General features: G+C 53.0%; 16 protein-coding genes. 10 read left to right on the top strand and 6 right to left on the bottom strand.

The window, feature by feature from the left end; genetic code table 11:
- Positions 1-60: 60 nt before the first annotated feature.
- Together QJQ48_RS18840 and QJQ48_RS18835 are read right to left on the bottom strand one after the other, a co-directional pair.
- On the bottom strand, positions 61-2,796 hold the full coding sequence (locus QJQ48_RS18840) for a caspase family protein (protein ID WP_346292797.1): 2,736 nt from the start codon (positions 2,794-2,796) through the stop codon (positions 61-63).
- A 790-nt stretch (positions 2,797-3,586) separates the two neighbouring features.
- On the bottom strand, positions 3,587-4,159 hold the full coding sequence (locus QJQ48_RS18835) for a hypothetical protein (protein WP_346292796.1): 573 nt from the start codon (positions 4,157-4,159) through the stop codon (positions 3,587-3,589).
- 262 nt (positions 4,160-4,421) lie between these two features.
- On the opposite strand from QJQ48_RS18835, the gene QJQ48_RS18830 reads away from it, so the two are divergent.
- The 7 genes from QJQ48_RS18830 to argH all read left to right on the top strand — a co-directional run bounded on the left by QJQ48_RS18830 (position 4,422) and on the right by argH (position 12,052).
- On the top strand, positions 4,422-5,297 hold the full coding sequence (locus QJQ48_RS18830; RefSeq protein ID WP_346292795.1) for an alpha/beta fold hydrolase: 876 nt from the start codon (positions 4,422-4,424) through the stop codon (positions 5,295-5,297).
- A 281-nt stretch (positions 5,298-5,578) separates the two neighbouring features.
- Positions 5,579-6,043, top strand: a complete 465-nt coding sequence (locus tag QJQ48_RS18825; protein WP_346292794.1) for a hypothetical protein — start codon at positions 5,579-5,581, stop codon at positions 6,041-6,043.
- A 137-nt stretch (positions 6,044-6,180) separates the two neighbouring features.
- Positions 6,181-7,047, top strand: a complete 867-nt coding sequence (locus QJQ48_RS18820; RefSeq protein ID WP_346292793.1) for an RnfABCDGE type electron transport complex subunit D — start codon at positions 6,181-6,183, stop codon at positions 7,045-7,047.
- Positions 7,048-7,100: 53 nt separating this feature from the next.
- Entirely contained in the window at positions 7,101-8,438 is a 1,338-nt protein-coding gene (locus QJQ48_RS18815; RefSeq protein WP_346292792.1) for a DUF2330 domain-containing protein, read from the top strand.
- Positions 8,439-8,673: 235 nt separating this feature from the next.
- Entirely contained in the window at positions 8,674-10,212 is a 1,539-nt protein-coding gene (locus QJQ48_RS18810; protein ID WP_346292791.1) for an N-acetylmuramoyl-L-alanine amidase, read from the top strand.
- An 83-nt stretch (positions 10,213-10,295) separates the two neighbouring features.
- On the top strand, positions 10,296-10,601 hold the full coding sequence (locus tag QJQ48_RS18805; RefSeq protein ID WP_346292790.1) for a hypothetical protein: 306 nt from the start codon (positions 10,296-10,298) through the stop codon (positions 10,599-10,601).
- Between the two features lie 56 nt (positions 10,602-10,657).
- Positions 10,658-12,052, top strand: coding sequence for an argininosuccinate lyase (argH, locus tag QJQ48_RS18800; protein ID WP_346292789.1), 1,395 nt, complete (start codon positions 10,658-10,660; stop codon positions 12,050-12,052).
- A gap of 163 nt (positions 12,053-12,215) precedes the next feature.
- Here argH and QJQ48_RS18795 read toward each other — a convergent pair whose 3' ends face one another.
- On the bottom strand, positions 12,216-12,755 hold the full coding sequence (locus QJQ48_RS18795; RefSeq protein WP_346292788.1) for a DoxX family protein: 540 nt from the start codon (positions 12,753-12,755) through the stop codon (positions 12,216-12,218).
- A gap of 313 nt (positions 12,756-13,068) precedes the next feature.
- On the opposite strand from QJQ48_RS18795, the gene QJQ48_RS18790 reads away from it, so the two are divergent.
- Positions 13,069-14,307, top strand: coding sequence for a glycosyltransferase (locus QJQ48_RS18790; RefSeq protein WP_346292787.1), 1,239 nt, complete (start codon positions 13,069-13,071; stop codon positions 14,305-14,307).
- Positions 14,308-14,310: 3 nt separating this feature from the next.
- Here QJQ48_RS18790 and QJQ48_RS18785 read toward each other — a convergent pair whose 3' ends face one another.
- Together QJQ48_RS18785 and clpB are read right to left on the bottom strand one after the other, a co-directional pair.
- Positions 14,311-14,931 (bottom strand): late competence development ComFB family protein, encoded by a 621-nt coding sequence (locus tag QJQ48_RS18785; protein WP_346292786.1) that lies wholly within the window; start codon positions 14,929-14,931, stop codon positions 14,311-14,313.
- Positions 14,932-15,402: 471 nt separating this feature from the next.
- Positions 15,403-18,021 (bottom strand): ATP-dependent chaperone ClpB, encoded by a 2,619-nt coding sequence (clpB, locus tag QJQ48_RS18780; RefSeq protein ID WP_346292785.1) that lies wholly within the window; start codon positions 18,019-18,021, stop codon positions 15,403-15,405.
- A gap of 318 nt (positions 18,022-18,339) precedes the next feature.
- Here clpB and QJQ48_RS18775 point away from each other — a divergent pair, with 318 nt between their 5' ends.
- Both QJQ48_RS18775 and QJQ48_RS18770 read left to right on the top strand, forming a co-directional pair.
- Entirely contained in the window at positions 18,340-21,297 is a 2,958-nt protein-coding gene (locus tag QJQ48_RS18775) for a tetratricopeptide repeat protein (RefSeq protein WP_346292784.1), read from the top strand.
- A gap of 401 nt (positions 21,298-21,698) precedes the next feature.
- Positions 21,699-21,962: a hypothetical protein gene (locus QJQ48_RS18770; RefSeq protein ID WP_346292783.1), complete on the top strand. Its 264-nt coding sequence runs from the start codon at positions 21,699-21,701 to the stop codon at positions 21,960-21,962.
- Between the two features lie 48 nt (positions 21,963-22,010).
- On the opposite strand, the gene QJQ48_RS18765 is transcribed toward QJQ48_RS18770, so the two are convergent.
- The coding region (locus QJQ48_RS18765) for a ribonuclease toxin HepT-like protein (RefSeq protein ID WP_346292782.1) at positions 22,011-22,479 on the bottom strand (469 nt) is incomplete at its 5' end.

Genomic DNA, 22,479 nt, shown 5'->3' with positions numbered 1-22,479 from the left:
AGTACACCTGCTCTAACAGCATAGCCGCTTCCGTAGAACCTTGCCGTTCTCTAAATCGGATTACTGGCAAACGGTGACTGCGCTTATATCAGAGCTACTTGTTGAGAACGAATAGGTTGCAGGAGCTGAGGTGGGCATTATCGCCTGATGGGTAAAAATTGTCGGTGGACACTCCCAGGTGTTTAACTGACTCTCTGAGGTCTGAGAAATTTGCAGCTGCAGCAGTGAAGCTATATCTGCAGCAGAGAAATTAGTCTCAATAGAGTCCGTTTCGTTGGCTAGCTGGCGCTGCTCTAGCGGCGAAGCAGTCGTTGGCGCTGCCACTTCAGTTTGAGTCGTTCGGGGCTGGGCGGCTGAGGGCTGTGGAGTAGCGAGGGAAGCAAGGCCAGAACGCGATCGCATTTCTGCAATTTCTCCCCTCTGAGCCGAAGAGAGGGCTTCTTGGGCGCCTTGACGACTGCTTAATAGCCAAACCAGCCCGGTGGAAACCATGCAGGGCAACAGAAATCCCAAAATACCTACCTGCAAGTAAGTTCGCCGCCGCACCTGGCGGCTCTGCTTCAGATACTGCTGGGCCAGAGCCGATGGCTCCGAAGGATGACGCTGCCAAAAAAGCTCAGCTTCGCTCAGCCGGTTTTTAGAGAGCAGATAGTCTAAGGCGAGCGGTTGTCCCTGCTGCTGCCATTCCTGAGCGGCTGCTTCTAGCCGTCGCTGCTGCCTCAAAATTTCTCGCTTGTCTTGCAGCCATTCGCGCAGAAGTGACCAGTTGCGAATCAGAGACTCGTGCACAATATCAACCGTATCCCTTGTGACCGGAGCTAATCTATCCCTCGGAGCCGGTTTCGGCCACTGTCCTCTGGGCTGCGTCTGGTCAGAGCGCTGAGCAGAATTTACGATTACTAACTTGGCCGTTACCAACTTCTCTAAGGTTTGCTCAATCAGCTCAGCTGAGAATTCGTGATTGATCAGCTCAGCTTTCTGAATCCGGCGGCGGCTGTCTTCAGCTCCCTCTCCCAGCTCACAGAGACAGAGAAAAATACGCCGGGCGGCCTGCTGTTCAGCCTCTGTTAGGCTTTCATAAACTGCGGTGGCTCGCTGGCTAAGAATTTGACGGACACCGCCTAGTTCAGCATAGGCTTCCAGGGTAAGCTCGGTGGAAGCGTCGCAGGCATTGGCGATTTGTCGCTGCCATAGCTCTGCTAGTGTCAGCTGCAACAGGGGCAGTTCCCCCGGCGCACCGACGATATCTAACAAAATGCTGTAGAGCAAATTTGGGTCGTACTGAATTTTGAGTTTTTTAGCTGGCTCCGTAATCGTAGACTTAATCTTTTCATAGCTGAGGGGAGGCACCACTAATAGATTTTGACGCATCAAAACCGACAAGGTGGGATAGCGATTGAGCGCATCTTGATAGTCACCCCGCAGGGCGACCACGACCCGCAGGCGGGTTTCCGGTTCTTGTAGAGCCTGCAGAATGCAGTCTAAAAACTGCTGTCGCTGAAACTCCTCTTGGCAGTGGCTGAAGAGTTCTTCTAGCTGGTCAATCACCAGCAATAGCTGGGGTTTAGCTGCGGTTTGTAACTGTGTCTGCTGCTGAATAAAAGTTTGCGTGGCGGCCTGCTGGGGGGCAAAGCTGGTCTGGACAAGCTGATTGAGACCCTGACCGCCTGCCTGCAAAAAGCTCATGGCTTGACGTAGCTGCTCTGCCCGTACCAGCCCTGAGGCATTGGGATCGATGAAGGCCGCTGCTAGACTCGTCAGGGGTGAGTCAGTCGGCGTTATATATCTAATCTGCCACTGACGACTACCCGGCAGTTTGTTCTGCTGAAGCTGATGGATTAGCCCCGCTCGCAAGAGAGATGTTTTGCCGCTGCTGGAAGCCCCGATAACAGCGCAAAAGCGCTGGCGCTCGATGCTTTGTAGTAGCTGGGCGGTCGCTTCTTCCCGGCCAAAGAAAAAGTCGCCGTGGCGCTCGGTGAAGGCAGACAGTCCCTGATAGGGACAAAATTTGAGCGCAAACTGCTTGAGGCGATCGAGCGTTGGGACAGGAGAGGTTGAGAGCGTTGCCGTACGGCCTGAAGAGCGAGTCAGCATAATTTCGCTGCCGGATGTCTCAAACAGGGGCTGCTGAATTTCCCCCTTGAGCTGCTGGCTGACTGAGCGTAGCAGGCTGTGATTTGTGACAATGCCGGTTTCAGATTTTTCAGGCTTGAGTCCAGCGAGTAGCGCTTCTGTAAAGACGCTGTAGTTTGAGCCTAACGACTGGTAGGCTGACTCAAATTCGCGGGAGGCCGCCATAAACAGGCGATCGCTGCCCTGATGTGCGCCCGGATCGGCTTCTAAAAAGTTTAGTAACTCGCCGCTGTGGCAACAGTCTAGCCAAATCACTTTTTGCGGCACCGGGCTTTCTTGCAGCAGTCGCCGCAGCCAAAATAGAGAAAGACCATAAATGCCCATTTCCGGATCGGTTTCACTAGTGGCTAAATAGCCCTCACGAATGCCTGCCTCGCGCTGAAACCCGTGACCGGAAAAGTAGAAAACAGCGGTTTGCGGAACGTGTTTACCAGCTGGTTTGAAAAGCTGAATCAGCGCATTTTCCAGCTGCCGGGTCGTGACAGCGGTGTGCTGACCAACCTTGGGCGTGCTGGATTCAATGATCTCTGGCATGCGGTGAACCCGAAATTCACCGTGATTTTGTAAGCAACTAGCGATCGCCTCTGCATCATAACTAGGCGACTGCAAGCGCGGCAGTTTTTGATAGTGGCTCACACCAACCACTAAAGCATCTCGTACCATTTTTGTAGATGACCTCCGAGGAGTCGCAATGAGTTAATTTATCGTCAGCAAATGGGATTGCAGTCAGAAAAAAACTCGAATAATAAATCTATTTCTGAAAGTGTGAATATAGAAAAGCACATAGATAAATAGCTACTAAAAACAGGGAACGTGGCGAATGACTAAAGCGGCTGTGTAAATGGCTGACTATCTATTTCTTTTAAGCAACGAACTAAGCGTAAATATTTCATCAGTCTCTAAAAAAAGACCGCGTTAGAAACAAAATGCTTGGTTCAAATGCAGACATTGAGATTTTGTCAGGACAGTAAGTGGATTAACGCTCGCTATTCAAACATATCCGCGCTAATCTCAACCTCTCAAGGGGGGCGTTACCCCTGAGGGGTCTAGCAATCCTCTGCGTGCGTAGAGGTAATACCGCAATAACTTTGCCGCTTTCTCAGCATATTCTGTGATTCTAAAGGCCGAAGAAAGGGGATGTTTAAACTTGGCTTAGTAGTTTTTACTGACTAATGAAACGGTTTCTAAGTATTTGCCACAGTAGCGTTAGTGGAGTTTCAGCTAAAAGTCGTAATCTTAAAGCGATTTGCGGGATTGAATAAAATATTAAATATTCGCAATCATTAGAAGCGGCGATCGCTAGGAATTGAAACACCGACAGCTAAAAAGCGTTCTGATAGATAAATGAGTCTAACTGTGTAGCTGCCTTAATAGGCTGCTAGCTAAGTCTTTGATTTTTCCTTGCCCAGTTTTTTAATAGAGAGAGCAGTTAATAGTGAAATCTGGCCTGCTTTTAGTAAAAAGAAAATTCGGCAATGGTGAGCTGTCCGCCTAAGCAGTGAAACTTAACGCTTTGAATATCTTCTGCTTTGACCTGCAAGAGCTGATTGGGGTCGAGGCCAGTTTCCGAGGTAGCCAAATTGGCGTCGGTAATTTCTTCTTGAGCCACAATGCGCTGCTGCGGATCAAAGGCAATGAGCAGCATGGGCTGGGAACAGGTGATACGCCCGCTCACTGACTTGACCGGCCGAATAAAGGAGGCCGTGATCCAGCCTGACTTGGGCGAACCCGTGACAAGGCGATCGCCAGAGTAGGTAGGATAAGCCGGATTAGAAGGCTCCACCACCACGGCATTGTCAAAAACAACGCCTAAATCCTGGAACTGGTCGCTGAGCAAGGTGAAGGTCGAAAGACTGTCCCAGTTCAAGCAGGTTTCAGTGATCGAACGAGGCGCTAGTGGCGCTTCTGTCGCTGCTTCAATCTCTAAAAGCTGGGGAATCGCCTCTACTGCAATACTGTCCCAATCGTACTGCGCATCTGCAAAGGGTTGTGATGAAAGCGGTTGCCGGGATTGTTGAGGAACCATAAAAAAACTGGGTAAAAAGACGCTAAGACTGCTTTCTAGTCAATCAAACAAGAATCCGCACAATCTAGTAGATGCCTTCACCCATATTTTGCACGATTGCTCAAAAAAATATGGGTTGAAACCGTAAATATACGTGTTTTGGCGTAGATCGATTTGTGCTTGCACGTTTCTCACAGTCTCTGCCCTATCATTATCATGGCATAACAACTTTAAAAGACGCCCCGCCAACTTCATCAGTTCCTTATCAAAAATCTCCAGAATAATGCTGATCCCGCCTGGCTTTGAATCCAACTCTGTTGTGACCCGGCTGGGCACTCTAGTCTACTACAGGTCTAGTCAATCATCCGAGCCGGATAAGACAGCACTGATCTTCCTGCACGGTTTTGGCGGGGGGTCCTCTGCCTATGAATGGTCAAAGGTGTATCCGGCTTTTGCTGAGCGCTACCGGATACTGGCTCCTGATTTACTGGGCTGGGGCCGATCTGACCATCCTGAACGGCGCTATCAGCTAGAAGACTATTTAGAGACGCTGGCAGACTTTCTAGGGCAGGTCAGCTCCAAGCCCGTGATTGCTGTTGCTTCCTCTCTGACCGCTGCTATGACAATTCGGCTGGCGATCGCTCAGCCTCAGCTATTTCAGGCTTTAATTTTGGTGGCTCCGGCAGGACTGTCTGATTTTGGCGAAAACTACGGCAACTTCTTCTCGCAGCTAGTCAGTCTCCCGGTTGTAGAGCAGCTTCTGTACAGCGGCGCGATCGCTACAGAAGTGGGAATTCGCAGTTTTTTGGAACAAAGACAGTTCGCTGAGGCTAAGCGCATCTCGGCTGAGATTGTCACCGCCTATTTACAATCGGCCCAGCAGCCCAACGCGGCAGCGGCAGCTTTAGCCTTCGTCAGAGGCGATCTTTGCTTTGATGTCGCTGAAGGGATTGAGCAGTTATCGACGCCCACCGCTCTAATCTGGGGGAGCGCCGCCCAGTTTACGCCGCCCGCAATCGGAGAGCGTTTGATGGCACTCAATCCGCAGGCTTTTCAATCTTTGGAAATCTTGGCGGGAGTTGGGCTAACGCCGCAGCTAGAAGTCCCGGCGGTCATGATTGGTCTGATAGAGCGGTGGCTGCGAGGGTTAACAGAGTGACAAGACAGTCGCGATCTCAGAGATAATTTCTAAATATTTGCAAAGGACTGATAAAGATTCTGGGTTTACACCCAGATCCACTATTTAGATCTCTTACGCTGATTAGAGACATATCCGTATATATGACTACGGGCTGTATCTGCAAATCTTTTGAAGAATCAGGCTTAGGGGCAAAAGCCGTAGTTTTACCGGCTGACAAGGGCAAGTCTCAAATTGCGCAAAAGTTAGGCAATTTGGCCTAAAAGCGACTCTAAAATTTTTCGCTTCAGTTAATGAATACCATGCAGGTAAACAAGCTCAATTTAGTGCAGAATCAAGGCTGGTTTAAACGCGATCGCTCTCGGAAGCGTTTGCGAATGGCTAATTTCAAGTTTTTTTATCGGTTTGGGCCAAGGCAGCTTGTTCAGGGGACGGTCAGGGGTGAAGTGCTGTGCAACTTGCCGAATTTAGCCTTTAACCTCCACGCGGTTGAGGCGGTTTACCTAGACCGGGCTAATCAAATACAGCTTCACTTCAATCAAGGTTTTGGTCAGTTTCATCTGGACTCACCCAAAGTTTTATTTTTAGGCACTAATACCGCTTCAGGGGCCTTTTTTAGCTTCAATGATCGCGGCGGGGAAGCTTCTGTCTTTGATGGTTCTTGCTGGATTGCTTCCGGTTGGGAACCCACCCAGTGGCTTTTGCAAGAGATGCCCGCTAGCGTCCCCTCTCCCTGCTGGCAGTTACCTACCTCGGCGTTGACCTAGAGCGAGCGTCAACAGCGTCTATGGTAGTGGTCATTCTGATGCATCTCGGCTTCGTTACAGAACCTGAAACTCTGACCTATTTTCCCAATTGAATAGCCATACTAGGGGCAACGTTAGCTGGCAAAGGAGGTAAACCCTTGCTACGCGATGCCCGTGATTACCAAATTTTGTTTTTGAGTCTCTTCTTAGTCTTGGGGATAGCCCTACGAGACTGGACTCTGCGACCAGAGATGGTGGCGATCGCCGCCGTGACCTGTTTGAGCACGCAGGGGCTGCTGTCACTGCTGCAGAGTCGCTGGCTGCAGCCCAGCAGTCTCAACGAGCAATCGGCTCAGCCCAAAGCATCTCATCTTCAGCTCAACTGGCGCAGCCCCCTGATTACTGCTCTGGGCCTGAGTTTACTACTGCGAGTCGATCACCTCAGCACGATGGCTTTAGCTAGCAGCTTAGCGATCGCCAGCAAGTTTTTGCTTAAAACCGAGGATAAGCATTTTTTCAATCCGGCCAACTTTGGCATTATTGCAGTGCTGCTGCTGACCCAGGATGCCTGGGTTTCGCCGGGGCAGTGGGGCGAAGATATGTGGTACGGCCTGATCTTTTTAGGGGCAGGCGGTTTAGTGCTGAAGCGGGTAGGTCGCTGGGATACAACGGTGGCTTTTTTGGGCAGCTACACGCTGCTGGAAGCGCTGCGCAACGTCTATTTGGGCTGGACTTGGGATGTCTTGGCCCACCGACTGATGAGCGGCTCCCTGCTGCTGTTTGCGCTGTTCATGGTGACCGATCCGCGCTCAATTCCTAATGCCAGAGCGGCGCGGCTGCTGTGGGCCAGTGCGATCGCTGTGCTTACTTTTGTTCTACGTAATTATTTCTATCAGCCGGACGCCGTTTTCTGGGCCTTGTTTATTGTTTCTCCTGGTACGTTGCTGCTGGATCGTCTGTGGAGCGCTCAGCGGTTTGAATGGCAGGCAGGGACACGATCAGCCGCCCTGCTGGAGGGAAATTAAGACGAGTAGCAGGTTGCAAGTAAGTAGGAAGTTTTGCAGTGGGAGTTGGAGTTATGAATCGCTGGCGTTCTCTTTTTCTAAGCTTAGCGGCGATCGCTTTTTTTCTGGGGTTGGCGCCGAGTGCCTGGGCCTTTTGCGGCTTTTACGTTGCCAAAGCCGACACTAGCCTCTATAACCAAGCCTCACAGGTGATTATTGCCCGCGATGGCGATCGCACGGTACTGACGATGGCGAATGACTATCAGGGAGAGGTAACTGATTTTGCCATGGTGGTTCCTGTCCCCACCGTATTGGCAGAAGAACAGGTAAACGTGGGTGAGCCAGCAATTGTGGAGCGATTAGACGCCTTCAGCGCCCCGCGCCTAGTGGAGTATTTTGACCCCGACCCCTGCCGCCCGCCGCTGGTTTATGCGCCTGCTGCGGATGCCCTGCTGCAGCGAGCCAACAATGCTGTCGCAGAGCAGGCAGAGGATGAGGTGCTAGGGGTGACGGTTGAGTCGAGCTTTACGGTCGGTGAGTACGACATCGTGATTCTCAGCGCCCGCGAGTCGGACGGGCTAGAAACCTGGCTGCGTCAAAACAACTATCGCATTCCCCCCGGTGCCAGCGAGCTGCTGCGGCCCTATATTCGCCAGGGGATGAAGTTTTTTGTAGCTAAGGTGAACTTGGAAGAGTTCGATCGCGCTGGCTTTCAGTCGCTGCGCCCGCTGCAAATGGCGTACGAGTCGCCCCGCTTCATGTTGCCAATTCGCTTAGGCATGATTAACGCTCAGGCCGCGCAGGACTTAGTGGTTTATATCATCACGCCGGAGGGGCAGGCGGAACTGACCAACTATCGCACTGTGAATGTACCTTCTGATGCCGAAATTCCGGTGTTTGTTAAAGAAGAGTTTGGCGACTTTTATCAGGCCATGTTTCAGACGGCCTATGAGCGAGAGGGCCGCAACGTAGCGTTTCTAGAATATGCCTGGAACATGGCGGGCTGTGATCCCTGTGCGGCAGATCCGCTGTCCCCGGAGGAACTGCGTCAAGCGGGTGTTTTTTGGCTGAGCCAGCCGAGCGATCGCTTTCGCCCTGGCCCTACGAGCCGCGCTTTTGTGACCCGACTGCATGTTCGCTACACCCGCGACAAGTTTCCCGAAGATCTGATCTTTCAGTCCACCTCAAACCAGCAGTTTTTCCAAGGACGCTACATCCTGCGTCATCCCTATACGGGCGAGATGGACTGCCCGGCTGGGGAAGCCTATCAGCGATCGCTGCCGGAGCGTTTTGAGCAGGAAGCGCAAACTCTAGCGCGGCTGACGGGATGGGACATCAGCGAGATTCGGGCCAAACTGCCTGAAGCCACTGCGATCGCTCCAGAACCCTGGTGGCGGCGGCTGTGGGATTAGTCCCGTCGGGGGGGATAGGCGAATTTAGCTCAGTCAGGGCACAATGGGCAAGCATAATTGCCCAGTTTCTCCTGAATTGGGAGAGCCAGCCCTGAATCAAGTAGCGAGGCATTGCACAGGTTTCAATGAAGTGCGACACTAGCCTGACTGGCCAAATTTGCGTATCCCCTGGCACCGATTTAACGGTCACACCGTCATTGCAGTTGCGTCTAGCAATTGAGGAGAGAGAGGCAGTTTGCGATTTAATTGGCTAATACCGAGCGCTCTAGGAGCTGCTAGCGCACTCGTCGTTACCCTTCCCGCTGAGGCAGCTCGGTTACAGTACTGGCGCTTTGATGCCCGCGAGAATCAGCTAGTCTTTACAACCGACGTTGGTGTTCAACCGCGTGCCCAGCTCATTTTTAATCCCACCCGGATAGTAATCGACTTGCCCAATACGGTTTTAGGCAGTCCCACGTCTCGCCAGCCGGTCGGCGGGGCTATCCGCGAAGTCCGGGCCGGACAGTTCAACGAGCAAACCGCCCGCCTGGTGATTGAGCTGGATGCAGGCTATACGGTCGATCCGCAGCAGGTACAGGTGCGGGGACAGCGGGCCAATCAGTGGGTGGTGCAGCTACCGACGCCGGAGCGAGTTGCCGCGCAGGCGTCACCGCCGCCAGCGACTGCGGCTGGGCCTTCGCCCAATACCGTCAGCGGTCAGCCAGCAGCTGGAGCGGCGACCCGACTAGAATCGGTGACTGCAACTCCGGATGGCTTCTTCGTGCGGACCCGCGGACAGGTACCGGATATTCAGGTGCAGCGCAGCGGACGGCGCGATGACCGTCAAATTACGATTGACCTGCCCAATACGGCGATCGCCGCCAGTCTCTCGGCTCAAGACCTGCCCAACAATCGCTACAGTATCCGTAGCTGGCAGATTACCCAGCAGCAGACCTCGCCGCCGAGTGCTCAGATCACCTTAGATTTAGCTGCTGGCAGCCCCGACTGGCAAATTAACACGACTAATCTGGGCGGCATTATTATCGTGCCGCCTGCTGGGGTTTCGATTAACTCAATTGGCGATCGCCCCGGCGCTTCTAACCCTTCATCGACTGCCAGCACTCAAACTGAACCCATCCCCGTGCCGCCGGCACCCCAGGCACCTGTTATTCCCCCTCGCCCCAACCCGCCTGCCATTCCACCGACGGTGACACCGCCCGTTGTCAGCCCCCTACCCGCCCAGCAGGGGCGCGTTGTTATCACCCTTGATCCAGGACATGGAGGCCGCGATCCAGGGGCGGTGGGCCGCGGCGGTTTGCAAGAAAAGATGGTGATCTTTCCGATTTCGCTGAGAGTGCGGGAAATTTTGGAGCAAAACGGCGTCAGCGTAGTGATGACCCGCGAACAGGATGTCACCCTCGATCTAGAACCCAGGGTGCAAATTGCAGAGCGGGCTGATGCGGACTTGTTTGTCAGCATTCACGCCAATGCCATCAGCCTCAGCCGCCCGGAGGTAAACGGCACCGAAACCTATTATTATTCTGATGCTGGGCTGCGTTTAGCCCGGATCATGCACACCAGTATGCTGGCAGCGGGGGGCCTCAATGATCGGGGGGTGCGACAAGCCCGTTTCTACGTGATTCGCAATACCTCCATGCCTGCTGTCCTGCTAGAAGTTGGCTTTGTTACGGGTGCCCAAGATGCTCCTCTACTGGCAGATCCCGGCTGGCGCGAGCGGATGGCCCAGGGAATTGCTGACGGTATTTTGCAATATGTGAATACCTATTTGCGCTAGCCCCGAGTCAAACCCGGATCATCTCGAAATTTCTGCTGTATAGTTTGGGGTTGTATCCCTTCTATGCTGCTGGAGACCTGTCTATGCTGAAACAGTTAGTTCTGCGTGAAAGTGCTGCGGCTGTCCCCTCACAGCTCAGCCCCCTCCCCGCCGTCAGCGATGGTTGGAATTCTGAAGTTCCGGCGATCGCCTTTATCCAGCCTACTCCTATGGCTAGTGACCTCTCTTTCCGGCCTGAGTCAGCGGTCATTGCCCAACAGTTTGATCAAGATGTCTTAGGTGACTTTGGCAACGCTTTTAGCACTTTCTACCAGTCAGGCCAGATTTGGGCTTTGATCATCGGTATTGTCATCGGATATTTAATTCGCGGCATGACAACCTATAACTAAGTAAACAGGGCTGCTATATTCTGTGAGGTGGTTAACCGCTTAGGAATCTAGAGACCTTGAGTACATCCCCTTCTTCCTCAACTTGGAGCCAGCGATTTGAGTCGGCTTTACATCCTGAGATTGCTGAGTTCAATGCCAGCATTGGCTTTGACATCAACCTGATTGAGTACGATATTGCTGGCTCCCAGGCCCATGCCAAAATGCTGGCTAAAACGGGCATTATTTCCGCTGCGGAGGGTCAGCAGCTTGTACAAGGGCTGGCTCAGGTCTTAGAGGAATATCGTCAGGGGCAGCTACAGCCAGGCGTTGACGATGAAGATGTCCATTTTGCGGTAGAGCATCGGCTAACCCAGATCGTGGGAGATGTGGGCAAAAAGCTGCATACGGCCCGCTCCCGCAACGATCAGGTGGGCACCGACACGCGGCTATACCTGCGATCGCAAATTCAGACAATTCGTACCCTCCTGAGAGAGTTTCAGCAAGCTCTGCTACAGCAGGCTCAGCAGCATGTTGAAACCTTAATTCCGGGCTACACCCACCTGCAGCGGGCACAGCCGTTGAGCTTGGCCCATCACCTGCTAGCCTATTTTGAAATGGCTCAGCGGGACTGGGAGCGCCTAGGCGATATTTTAAAGCGGGTGAATATTTCCCCCCTGGGCTGTGGCGCTTTAGCCGGCACCACCTTTCCCATCGATCGCCACTACACGGCTGAGCTTTTAGGCTTCGATCGCCCCTACAGCAATAGTCTCGATGGCGTCAGCGATCGCGACTTTGCCATCGAGTTTGCCTGCGGTGCCAGCCTGATTGTGCTGCACCTGACTCGCCTATCTGAAGAAATTATTCTTTGGGCCTCAGAAGAGTTTCGCTTTGTCACCCTCAAAGATAGCTGCTCTACAGGGTCCAGCATCATGCCCCAGAAGAAAAACCCTGATGTACCGGAGCTGGTGCGGGGTAAAGCCGGGCGGGTTTTTGGGCATCTGCAGGGACTGCTGGTGATGATGAAGGGACTCCCTTTGGCCTATAACAAAGACCTGCAGGAAGATAAGGAAGCTCTGTTTGATACCGTCAAGACGACGCAAACTTGTCTGCGTGCTATGACGATTCTGCTGCAGGAAGGACTGGAGTTTCGGCCCCAGCGGCTGACCCAGGCCGTTGCTGAAGACTTTTCTAATGCAACAGACGTGGCTGACTATCTAGCGGGCAAAGGCGTTCCTTTCCGCGAGGCTTACAACCTGGTGGGCAAAGTGGTGAAAACGTCGCTGGCGGCTGGCAAGCTTTTGAAAGATCTGACCCTGGAAGAGTGGCAGACCCTCCATCCGGCTTTTGAGGCGGATATCTACGAGGCGATCGCGCCCCATCAGGTTGTCGCGGCTCGCAATAGCTATGGCGGCACTGGCTTCGAGCAGGTGCGGCAGGCGATCGCAGCGGCAGCGGCTAAAATGCAGTCATGAGCCTGGTTAGACAAACTAGGCACTGATTTAGTCGAAAGACGCGGCTCCCGCCGCCTCACCTCCTGACAGGATGAGGACGGTGCTACGAACACCGTCCTCAACCGGTTTTAGCTGAGCAGGCTCAAGCCTGAAACTACTCAGAATCGAACGTAAATGCGCTTTACTAAGCAGCCGTATCGGCAGTCTCTGGTTCGGTGCTGGCCTGATAAGCGCTCTCTAAACGCATGATCTGCTTCGCGCGGGCGGAGAGGGCCGAGGTGTCTAACCAGTTGGCTAGCAGCGCATCAACTGAGAACAGACCTGCGCCGTTGACAAAGAAGAACAGAAAGGAAGCTGCGTAGATGGCAGAGAGTTCCAGATAGGGCAAGCTGAGGCCCGCTACTGAGACGTGGTGGTACATCGCCACGCACATGGTAGAGAAGAGTCCCAAAGCCGCTGGGCGAGTGAGGAAACCAAACGCAACTAAAGGTGCGCCAATGAGCTCAGTGAAGGCGGCAACGTAGCTGAGAAAGATGGGAAACGGCAGGCCGAGATAGGCCACATAAGCCTGAGCGAAGCTTTCGATATTGGCCAGTTTGTCCTGACCGTTGTGAACCATGACAACGCCGATGACGACCCGTAGGATGGCCCAAGTCGTTTGGTTCCAGAAGTTGGGGCTGACGTTGGGCTTAAAGACACGAGTTGCTAAAGAGGTAATAGACATAGGTGAGGAGTGCATGAGAGTGGCTTCATATATATTAATAATCTTAACGAGAATATTAAGGAAAGTAAATGGGGTGGCTAATATTCTCTGTCCATAGGAATATCTGTCAGAGGCGGTTTTTGCTCTCGCTCAGTCCAAAGCAGCAGGTCGGTATCAACCACGGCTGGTTTGGCCATCACTTTTGATAGACAGCCTGATTTGACGAGCTGGGGTATACACTGGATCGGGAAAAGTTGGCATCCGGATTAGCGGGCTAATAGGGCTGCTTTTCTGGCTGAGACGTTATTGCGGCGATCGCCCGTCATTTCTACCTATGGCTTTGTCCCTCTGCATGATTGTCAAAAACGAGGCTGCCCGGATTGGCCGCTGCCTCAGCAGCGTTGAGCAACTGGCTGATGAAATCATTGTGGTGGATACAGGTTCGACGGATGAGACTGTCCAGGTCGCTGAAAGTTTAGGGGCGCAGGTCTACTCTTTTAGCTGGCAGAATGACTTTGCCGCCGCGCGCAATTTTTCTCTCGCCAAAGCAACGCAGGACTGGGTGCTTGTCCTTGACGGCGATGAAGCCCTAATGCCTCAGGCGGCGGCTCAGATCAAACGTCTACTACAAGGCCAAACCCTTAACGGCTTCTCGTTAGAGCCTGTCCTCGTTCTTAACCTGCTGCGCCGAGAGGTAGGGGCGAGCCAGTCACCTTATACGCTGGTTTCGCGGTTGTTTCGCAATCGGGCCGATATCCGCTTCGATCGCCCCTATCACGAAACCATAGACCACAGCGTTCAGGCCATTTTGGCCCAGGAGACTCACTGGCAGGTCGCTGACTGGCCCCAAGCTGCCATTTGGCATGAAGGCTACACCGCTGAGGCGATCGCGGCTGCAGACAAGTTTAACCGGGCCAGAGAGATTCTAGCGGGCTACTTGGCGGCGCAGCCCCAGGATGCCTATGCCTACAACAAGCTGGGCGCGCTCTACGGTCAGGCGGGAGATTGGCAGCAGGGAATAGAGCTGCTAAATCGAGGACTCGCAGCCGCTCAGGCTCCGGCAGCCGCAACAGAGGCGCTGACGCTGTACGAGCTGCACTATCATTTAGGGCTAGCTCATCGCCACCTGCAAGATCTAAGCGGCGCAGCGGCGCACTATGAGCAGGCGATCGCCCAGCCCATTTTGGCCAAGCTGAAGCTAGGGGCCATCCTCAACCTAGGCGCTGTCTACCTGGCCCAGCAGCAGCCAGAGCTAGCAATTGACTGCTTCCAAAAAGCAATTGCGGTTGATGCTAGCTTAGCGATCGCCCATTACAATTTGGGCCTAGCTTACCGAGTACGAGGCTATAGCTATTTAGAATCGGCTATAGGTGCTTACCGACAGGCGATCGCGCTACAGCCAAATTACGCGGAGGCCCATCAAAATCTGGGCGTGGCTTTGTTTAAGCTGGGCAAGCTGCCGGAGAGCCAGCAAGCATTCCAGCAGGCCATTGCAATTTACGAAAAAACCGATCCGGCGACGGCGACGCGCCTGAAGCAGGGACTCAAGCAGATGACCGTATCTAGTTCTTAACGTCTAGGTGCGGTAGTGGGGGTCATCCCAGCCGTAGGAAGAGGTCCTTCCCTGTGAAGACTGCGAGGGACGGGGGGGACGAGGAGGTTGGGGCGATCGCGGCTGTCGGTGTCGCCAGGAGAGTTCGCCGCCGTAAGTTCCCGGACGCCAAGAAGTTCCATGCTGACCGGGTGGCGGGGGTGGCGGTGGCGGTGGCGCTGAGGACTTGGTACGGATTATCTGCTTGATGCGCTTGAGCACTTCTTCCCAGGAAAGGTCAGGCTGCTTCAGCAGTTCGCGAAAAGCCTGTAAAATCGCTTGCGAATCCGCCTCTGCTTGTAAATTGAGCGGCTGGGATAGGCGAATTGGATCAACCTGAACGGCTGCAAAAGCCTGACGCACCGCGTGCACAATCTTGCTGTGCAGCTCTCCCTGAGCCTTCTCAACCTGATGCTCCCAGCCCTTCTCGCTAGAGGCATAGAGAGCTGGCAGTCGATTCAGAGCATAGGTTTCAACTTCTGCACGCTTAACGTATTTCAAAACGCGCGGGGGGAGTTTCTTTAGCTGCTGGACAACTTCTTCCGCAACTAAGACCTCCATCACGTTGATGTATTCCCGTTTCGGGGCTGTGGGAACCACGGTCATGTATTACAACTCGCACTAACAGCATGGGGTAAACGATGCACGATCCCTGATAGTCAAGCGCTATCTGCTGCTTGTTGGAACGCTAATCAAGCCGTCGCTCGATCATCGACTGCTAACTGTAGCCACGTACCAACCCAAATCTTCTTTACTGCCTAGAGTCTTGTAAACCTGATTTTTGCTAGAGTTTACGGACTTAAGATGTAATAGCAAAGACTTTTTTGTCGAAATTTTAATGATGTCTTTGCGGATTTTTACTAGAGCAACAAGCACCCAGTCCTAGAACACTATTCTATAAACTATGGATCCGTTTTAACAACTAAGATCACACAGCTTATTTTGTTAACTTCGCTTGTTTCGATGGTAGATCCGCCAAAGATCACCTTTTTTCATAGAAAAGCACGAGAAAAGGGCGGATTGGGTAAGTGCGATCGCCGCCTCGTACCCAATCCAGACAAGATCAGTCGCTGTGGGCTATGTGGTCAGCAGCTCTGCCGGTAAGCGCTTGAAGGACAGACGCTCATTCTCGACATCGACATAGATGGTATCGCCGCCCGTGAACTCGCTGCGCAGAATGGCCTTGGCAATTTGGGTTTCCAGTTCGCGCTGAATAGCTCGCTTTAGAGGCCGGGCCCCATAGACGGGGTCGTAGCCCACTTCGGCTAGGAAGTCTAAGGCTGCCTCCGACAGGCGTAAGGCCATCTTCTTATCATCAAGACGCTTAGAAAGCTGCTGCACCTGCAGCTTGACGATTTCCCGCAGCTGCTCCTTGCGCAGGGCGTGGAAGATGATGATTTCGTCAATCCGGTTGAGAAACTCAGGCCGGAAGTTGGAGCGCAGGGAATCTAGCACCCGCGATCGCATTTCGTCGTACTGCTCATCGTCTCCGGCCACATCCAGGATGTACTGGGAGCCGATGTTGGAGGTCATGATGATGATGCTGTTTTTGAAATCAACCGTGTGCCCTTGAGCATCGGTGACGCGGCCATCATCGAGGATTTGCAGCATGACGTTGAACACGTCGGGGTGAGCTTTTTCAATCTCGTCGAACAGGATGACGGAATAGGGCCGTCGCCGAATCGCCTCCGTGAGCTGACCACCTTCGTCATAGCCGACGTAGCCCGGAGGGGCACCGATCAGGCGGGAGACGGAATGTTTCTCCATGTACTCTGACATGTCGATGCGCACCATCGCGTCTTCGGTGTCGAAGAGGTAGGCCGCTAGGGCCTTGCCCAGTTCCGTTTTGCCGACGCCCGTGGGGCCAAGGAAGATGAAGCTAGCGGTGGGACGGTTGGGGTCAGCCAGTCCGGCCCGCGATCGCTGAATTGCATCGGCTACGGCGGTTACAGCTTCTTCCTGGCCGATTACCCGCTGATGCAGTTCCTCTTCCAGGTTGAGCAGCTTTTGCATTTCTGACTCCACTAGCTTGCTCACCGGAATGCCCGTCCACTTGGAGATGATTTCGGCAATATCTTCTTCGGTGACTTCTTCCCGCAGCAGGGACGCGCCGCTGGTTTGGGCCTCAGCCAGTTGGGTTTCCGCCTGCTCTAGCTCCCGCTGCAGGTCAGTCAGCTTGCCGTACTTCAGCTCGGCGGCTTTGTTGAGGTCATAGTCCCGCTCGGCCTGCTGAATTTCGATATTGACCTGATCGATCTCTTCTTTCAGGGACTGGATATGGTCAATGCTGCCCTTTTCCGCCTGCCACTGGGCGTTGAGAGTGCGCTGGTCTTCTTTCAGGTCAGCAATCTCTTTTTCTAAGCGATCCAACCGCTCTAAAGAAGCCGGGTCGGTTTCTTTTTGCAAAGACAGCCGCTCCATTTCCAGTTGCAGAATCTTACGGTCTACCTCGTCTAGCTCCTCTGGCTTGGAAGTGATTTCCATCTTCAGCTTAGCGGCGGCTTCGTCTACCAGGTCAATGGCTTTGTCGGGCAGGAAGCGATCGCTGATATAGCGAGTCGAAAGCGTCGCAGCAGCCACTAGAGCGTTGTCGGAGATTTTCACCCCGTGGTGTACCTCATAGCGCTCTCGCAGACCCCGCAGGATGGAAATGGTATCTTCCACGCTGGGCTGATCGACAAACACCTGCTGGAAACGCCGCTCTAGAGCCGCGTCTTTTTCAATGTATTTGCGGTACTCGTCTAGGGTCGTGGCCCCAATGCAGCGCAGCTCGCCCCGCGCCAGCATCGGCTTCAGCAGGTTACCCGCGTCCATCGCGCCCTGGGTCGCCCCTGCGCCCACAACGGTGTGAATTTCGTCGATAAAGAGAATAATCTGGCCGCTGGAGTCTGTTACTTCTTTGAGCACCGCCTTGAGCCGTTCTTCAAACTCACCGCGATACTTAGCCCCGGCAATCAGCGCTCCCATATCGAGGGCTACCAGCTTGCGATCGCGCAGGGATTCTGGCACGTCGCCTTTGACAATCCGCTGGGCCAGCCCTTCGGCGATCGCGGTTTTACCGACGCCGGGTTCGCCAATCAGCACCGGATTGTTTTTGGTGCGGCGGGAGAGAATCTGCACGGTGCGGCGAATTTCGTCATCCCGGCCAATCACCGGATCAAGCTTGCCTTGACGAGCCAGCTGGGTCAGGTCGCGGCCATATTTTTCTAAGGATTCGTATTTGCCTTCAGGATTTTGATCGGTCACTTTTTGATTGCCTCGAATCTGAGTGATGGCATCTCGTAGCCGATTTTCGCTGATGCCAAACTCTTGAAAAATGCTTTTACCAAAGCGATCGTCTTTGAGATAGCCCAGAATGAGATGCTCAATCGAAATAAAGTCGTCGCTGTATTCTTTGCGGTAGTTCTCAGCGCGATCGAGCAGGGCATCAAGCGATCGCCCTAAATATACAGAAGAGGCACTGCCTGAAACTTTGGGCTGCTTTTTGACAAAGGCGTCGGTGCGATCGCGGAGCTGCTGTACGGGCACTTCCAGCTTATTCAAAATGCTGATAGCCAAGCCCTCTTGCTCTAGCAGGGCTGCCATCAAATGTTCGCTTTCAATTTGCTGGTGCCCAGACTGCTTGGCGATCTCCGGGGTCCGGGCGATCGCGCTCCAGGCTTTTTCGGTGAACTGATTGGGGTTGGTTGGTTGCATACACGCTCTCCCCGGCTAGCAATGATTTTGAGTCAACATGATATGTCTGCATTGTAGGCAGCCAGGAGCGATCGCAGGGATCGGTGTTCACGCTGTTTCTAAGGGGGGTTGCCGTCTAAAGGCCATCTGGGGACGGTTATCACGGTAGGGCGGGCACTGCCCGCCTTCAAGATGATTTTCTTAAGTTTCGTTGTCAGTACAATATTTCATGACACAGCTAGAATTAGGGCTTTTGTAGGTTGGCGTTGAGCATAGCGAAACCCAACGCAGTCAACACTGGTTAGAATTGGGGGCAAGTCTTTTGAGCCTTAGTATCTTTTGCTCACTACCCTCTGGCAGCTTTTAACCGATCTCTGGCAGTGGTCGTTAGACAACCAAGAAATAGCCGTTGCCATTGCCAGTGGAATCTTAGGCTTTCTATGGTGGCTGGCAACAAGAATTCCTAAAATTTGGCGATCGCTCAGACGACGCTCTCAGCCTAAGCCGCTACCTAAAATAGACTCGTTTCCATTTGAGGTGATTGCTCCCAAGACCCCAAATGTGATGGCAGCGCTTTGGCCGAATCAGCAAGATCAAAATGATGTGCTTGCAGATGTCAATATTCCCTATCAGCCGACGCAGGAAGGGCGAGATGTGCAGGCGGAGTTGGAAACTTTGCTCAGGGTTGGAAAACGGAGCGTTTTGATTTTAGGGCCGTCGGGGCGAGGTAAAACGCGGGAAGCGATTCAGCTAGCAGGACAGCTTAATCACGAGGGCTGGACGATTCTCAAGCTCAAAAATCACGAGTGGCTAAATGTGCCGACCCACTTTGATGCTAATCGTCTGGGTTCTCAGCCTTCTTTGCTATTTCTTCTAGATGACCTAACTCAGGCAATTTTTCTGGGTAGGCAGTCAGCGCCGATAGCGGAAGATGCGTCGATTGCTGATCCGCTGAAGGTGCCGTTTCAAGAGCGGCTAGTGGAAACGCTGCGGTTCTATCAGACAGCGTGTTCGGGACGGGTACGGGTGATTGCTACGGCTCGAAATGAGACAGAACCGGATGTCCCTAGCGTACTGAGTCCAGCGGAGATCTTGAATTTCAATCAGTTCCCTCAGTTTCGAGATTACTTTTCACACTACGAGCTGTTGAAGCCAGATGTAGACGATATTGCAGCGGTGCTAAGCAATCGCACCCAAACTGCCAACATCTCAATTGAAACAGCAGACATTCCTCAAATGGCTCGCAAGAGCGATCGCAACTATCGCAATATTGTGAAACAGCTCAAGCAAGCCCACAACCGCAAATATAAGCTGAGTTTAGCGACGTTTGAAGAAACGCTAAAGGGTACCTGGATAGAAAGCTATCGAACCGTAGTCAAGCAATATCCGGTGGCAAAGTATCTCTATAATGCGGTTGATCTGCTGCGGCAGGTGAATGTAGAACTGAAAAAGCCAATTGTGCTAGCAACGGCCCGCATGTTGCTGACACACAGGCTGAGGTTAGATATCTGGCGAATCTGGCAGCTTCGGGCCGCGTTAGACTATCTCATTCACTTTGAAGGCATTTTGACTCCAGCGGATGGGCAACTTGAGGCCAGAAGCGCAGCTCCGCTCAATATTGGTCAGTATTTACCCAAGCTAATCAAAATTTTGCAGCGGCTGACCGAACAAGATCCAGCAACCTGTCTGTCATCTTTGAGAGATTTTAGTCTGTTTATTCATCAGTTGGAGAAGTACGAGTTAGCCGTTACCCTCTTTGCCCAAGTTTTAGAGTACGAACCCAAAGATGATACTGTTTGGTTCTTTAAGGGAAATGCTTTGTATTTCTTGGGCCGCAAAGAAGAAGCGATCGCCGCCTACGAGCAGGCGCTGAGCATCCAGCCAGACGATCACAAAGCGCTCACCAACAAAGGGAATGCGTTAGCTGATTTAGGCCGCAAAGAAGAAGCGATCGCCTTCTATGAGCAGGTGCTGAGCATCAAGCCAGACGATCACGCAGCGCTCACCAACAAAGGGTTAGCGTTAGCTGATTTAGGCCACAAAGAAGAAGCGATCGCCTTCTATGAGCAGGCGCTGAGTATCAAGCCAGACTTGCACGAAGCGCTCTACAACAAAGGGGTAGCGTTAGATGCTTTAGGCCGCTATGAGGAAGCGATCGCTGCCTACGAGCAGGCGCTGAGCGTCAAGCCAGACAAGCACGAAGCGCTCTACAACAAAGGGGTAGCGTTATCTGCTTTAGGCCGCAAAGAAGAAGCGATCGCCTTCTATGAGCAGGCGCTGAGCATCAAGCCAGACTTGCACGAAGCGCTCTACAACAAAGGGGTAGCGTTAGATGCTTTAGGCCGCTATGAGGAAGCGATCGCTGCCTACGAGCAGGCGCTGAGCGTCAAGCCAGACAAGCACGAAGCGCTCTACAACAAAGGGAATGCGTTATTTGCTTTAGGCCGCAAAGAGGAAGCGATCGCTGCCTATGAGCAGGCGCTGAGCATCAAGCCAGACAAGCACGAAGCGCTCTACAACAAAGGGGTAGCGTTAGATGATTTAGGCCGCAAAGAGGAAGCGATCGCTGCCTATGAGCAGGCGCTGAGCATCAAGCCAGACGATCACGCAGCGCTCACCAACAAAGGGGTAGCGTTAGATGATTTAGGCCGCAAAGAGGAAGCGATCGCTGCCTATGAGCAGGCGCTGAGCATCAAGCCAGACGATCACGAAGCGCTCTGCAACAAAGGGAATGCGTTATTTGCTTTAGGCCGCAAAGAAGAAGCGATCGCCGCATACGAGCAGGCGCTAAGCATCAAACCAGACTATCACGAAGCGCTCAACAACAAAGGGTTAGCGCTAGCTGCTTTAGGCCGCAAAGAAGAAGCGATCGCCGTCTATGAGCAGGCGCTGAGCATCAAGCCAGACAAGCACGAAGCGCTCTACAACAAAGGGGTAGCGTTAGATGATTTAGGCCGCAAAGAAGAAGCGATCGCCTGCTATGAACAGGCGCTGAGCATCAAGCCAGACTATTATGAAGCGCTCAACAACAAAGGGGTAGCGTTATCTGCTTTAGGCCGCAAAGAAGAAGCGATCGCCTGCTATGAGCAGGCGCTGAGCACCAAGCCAGACTTGCACGAAGCGCTCTATAACAAGGCTTGTTGCTATGGGTTGCAAAAAGAAACTGAGTTAGCCATTGAATTTCTCAGTCGCGCCATTGAGCTTGATTCTAAATATCGAGAAATGGCTAAAACAGATTCAGACTTTGATGCAATTCGAGATGATGAGCGATTTCAGCAGTTATTAGAAGAGGGCTAAGCAAAAAGTATTGGATTTTAAGGGCAGGAGGCGATCGCCCCTCGTTGTCCCTGACTCAAAAATATTGACTCCAATTCCCAGACACGCTAATGTGTGGGCTTAACGGAGGTCTGCAAAATTCTTCCCTGCGCCTGCGTTATTCCCAAAAATTTGTCCGCGCGAGACCCGAAGTTGCTGTAACAACAACGGGCCTCTAACCCAGCCAGACTGAACAGACCAGTCCGGAAGCATGGGCTTGGGGTATTTTACTCTAGCCGCTCCGACTTGCAACACTCTGGCAAACGGGGCGGTAAATTTTTGGGTTTCCTTCCCTGACACTCAGCCCAGGTGTGAAAACCCGCTAACGGCGATCGCACCTGGGACACAGGGAACCTGTAAACCCAAAAAAACGGAGAATCCCCATGTTTCAACATGGCCCAGATCCGGCTCAGCCTCTCCCGGCTGAGCTGACAGTTCCTAGCGACGGCGATCGCCAGCCCATCCGCCATATTCTCATCGGCCCGCCGCCCCTAGTCGAGCGCACCAAGCTGCACCTGCACACCCTGCACTATGCCGAGTTCGCCCGCTGGACAAACGCCATCAGCATCCCCGGCGATCGGATCATCATCACCCCGGATGCAGGTCACGTCATGAGCTTGCTAGTCAAGCTGGTGCGTCTAGAGTAGTCGGCATTCGCACGCTCAAGGGGCCTGGCTTCCTTGAGCGTGCTTTTGCTATAGCTGCCGCAAAAAAGCGCAGAACCGATCAGTGTCTTGTCTTACCTCCTGGTAGCAGGTTCGTAAGCCTGCGGCCAGAGCTTGAATTCTGTCACCCCGCAAATCAAACGTATAGATATTGCGAACAACGTGCCGAAATGCTCGGTAGTCATCAAGCAGGTGTCTGGTTGCAGGCTGAATAACAGCGGGCCTAATTTCAGGCAAGTCAGCCGACATCTGCTGCAATAAAGGTCGGTGCCAATCCGAGCCAGCGGGCAAAGACTCATCCAGACTGCGGGCAACTTCCTCAAACACGCGCTCTGTGCCCGTATAAAAGCCATGCAGGTTCAGAGCGATTGTACCCAAGTAATCTTCATCTTGAGTTGTCAGATATTTCTGCAGAAGTGCATCCGTTCGATCGACAACTTGTTCGATATCGGCCAGGTTCCGCTGAAGCCGCCCAATTAAGGCAGAATTCTGAGGGGTC

The sequence above is a fragment of the Sphaerothrix gracilis Ecp01 genome (assembly GCF_030405905.1).
Lineage (GTDB): Bacteria > Cyanobacteriota > Cyanobacteriia > Phormidesmidales > Phormidesmidaceae > Sphaerothrix > Sphaerothrix gracilis.
The sequence above is the reverse complement of the archived record's forward strand: the minus strand, read 5'-3'. Positions and strand labels throughout refer to the sequence as shown.

Coding starts and splice junctions, on each gene's coding strand:
- QJQ48_RS18835 (WP_346292796.1), bottom strand. CDS start 4,159: ATGGTTCCTCAACAATCCCGGCAACCGCTTTCATCACAACCCTTTGCA.
- QJQ48_RS18815 (WP_346292792.1), top strand. CDS start 7,101: ATGAATCGCTGGCGTTCTCTTTTTCTAAGCTTAGCGGCGATCGCTTTT.
- QJQ48_RS18785 (WP_346292786.1), bottom strand. CDS start 14,931: ATGACCGTGGTTCCCACAGCCCCGAAACGGGAATACATCAACGTGATG.
- QJQ48_RS18805 (WP_346292790.1), top strand. CDS start 10,296: ATGCTGAAACAGTTAGTTCTGCGTGAAAGTGCTGCGGCTGTCCCCTCA.
- QJQ48_RS18840 (WP_346292797.1), bottom strand. CDS start 2,796: ATGGTACGAGATGCTTTAGTGGTTGGTGTGAGCCACTATCAAAAACTG.
- QJQ48_RS18830 (WP_346292795.1), top strand. CDS start 4,422: ATGCTGATCCCGCCTGGCTTTGAATCCAACTCTGTTGTGACCCGGCTG.
- QJQ48_RS18795 (WP_346292788.1), bottom strand. CDS start 12,755: ATGTCTATTACCTCTTTAGCAACTCGTGTCTTTAAGCCCAACGTCAGC.
- QJQ48_RS18825 (WP_346292794.1), top strand. CDS start 5,579: ATGCAGGTAAACAAGCTCAATTTAGTGCAGAATCAAGGCTGGTTTAAA.
- QJQ48_RS18770 (WP_346292783.1), top strand. CDS start 21,699: ATGTTTCAACATGGCCCAGATCCGGCTCAGCCTCTCCCGGCTGAGCTG.
- QJQ48_RS18790 (WP_346292787.1), top strand. CDS start 13,069: ATGGCTTTGTCCCTCTGCATGATTGTCAAAAACGAGGCTGCCCGGATT.
- clpB (WP_346292785.1), bottom strand. CDS start 18,021: ATGCAACCAACCAACCCCAATCAGTTCACCGAAAAAGCCTGGAGCGCG.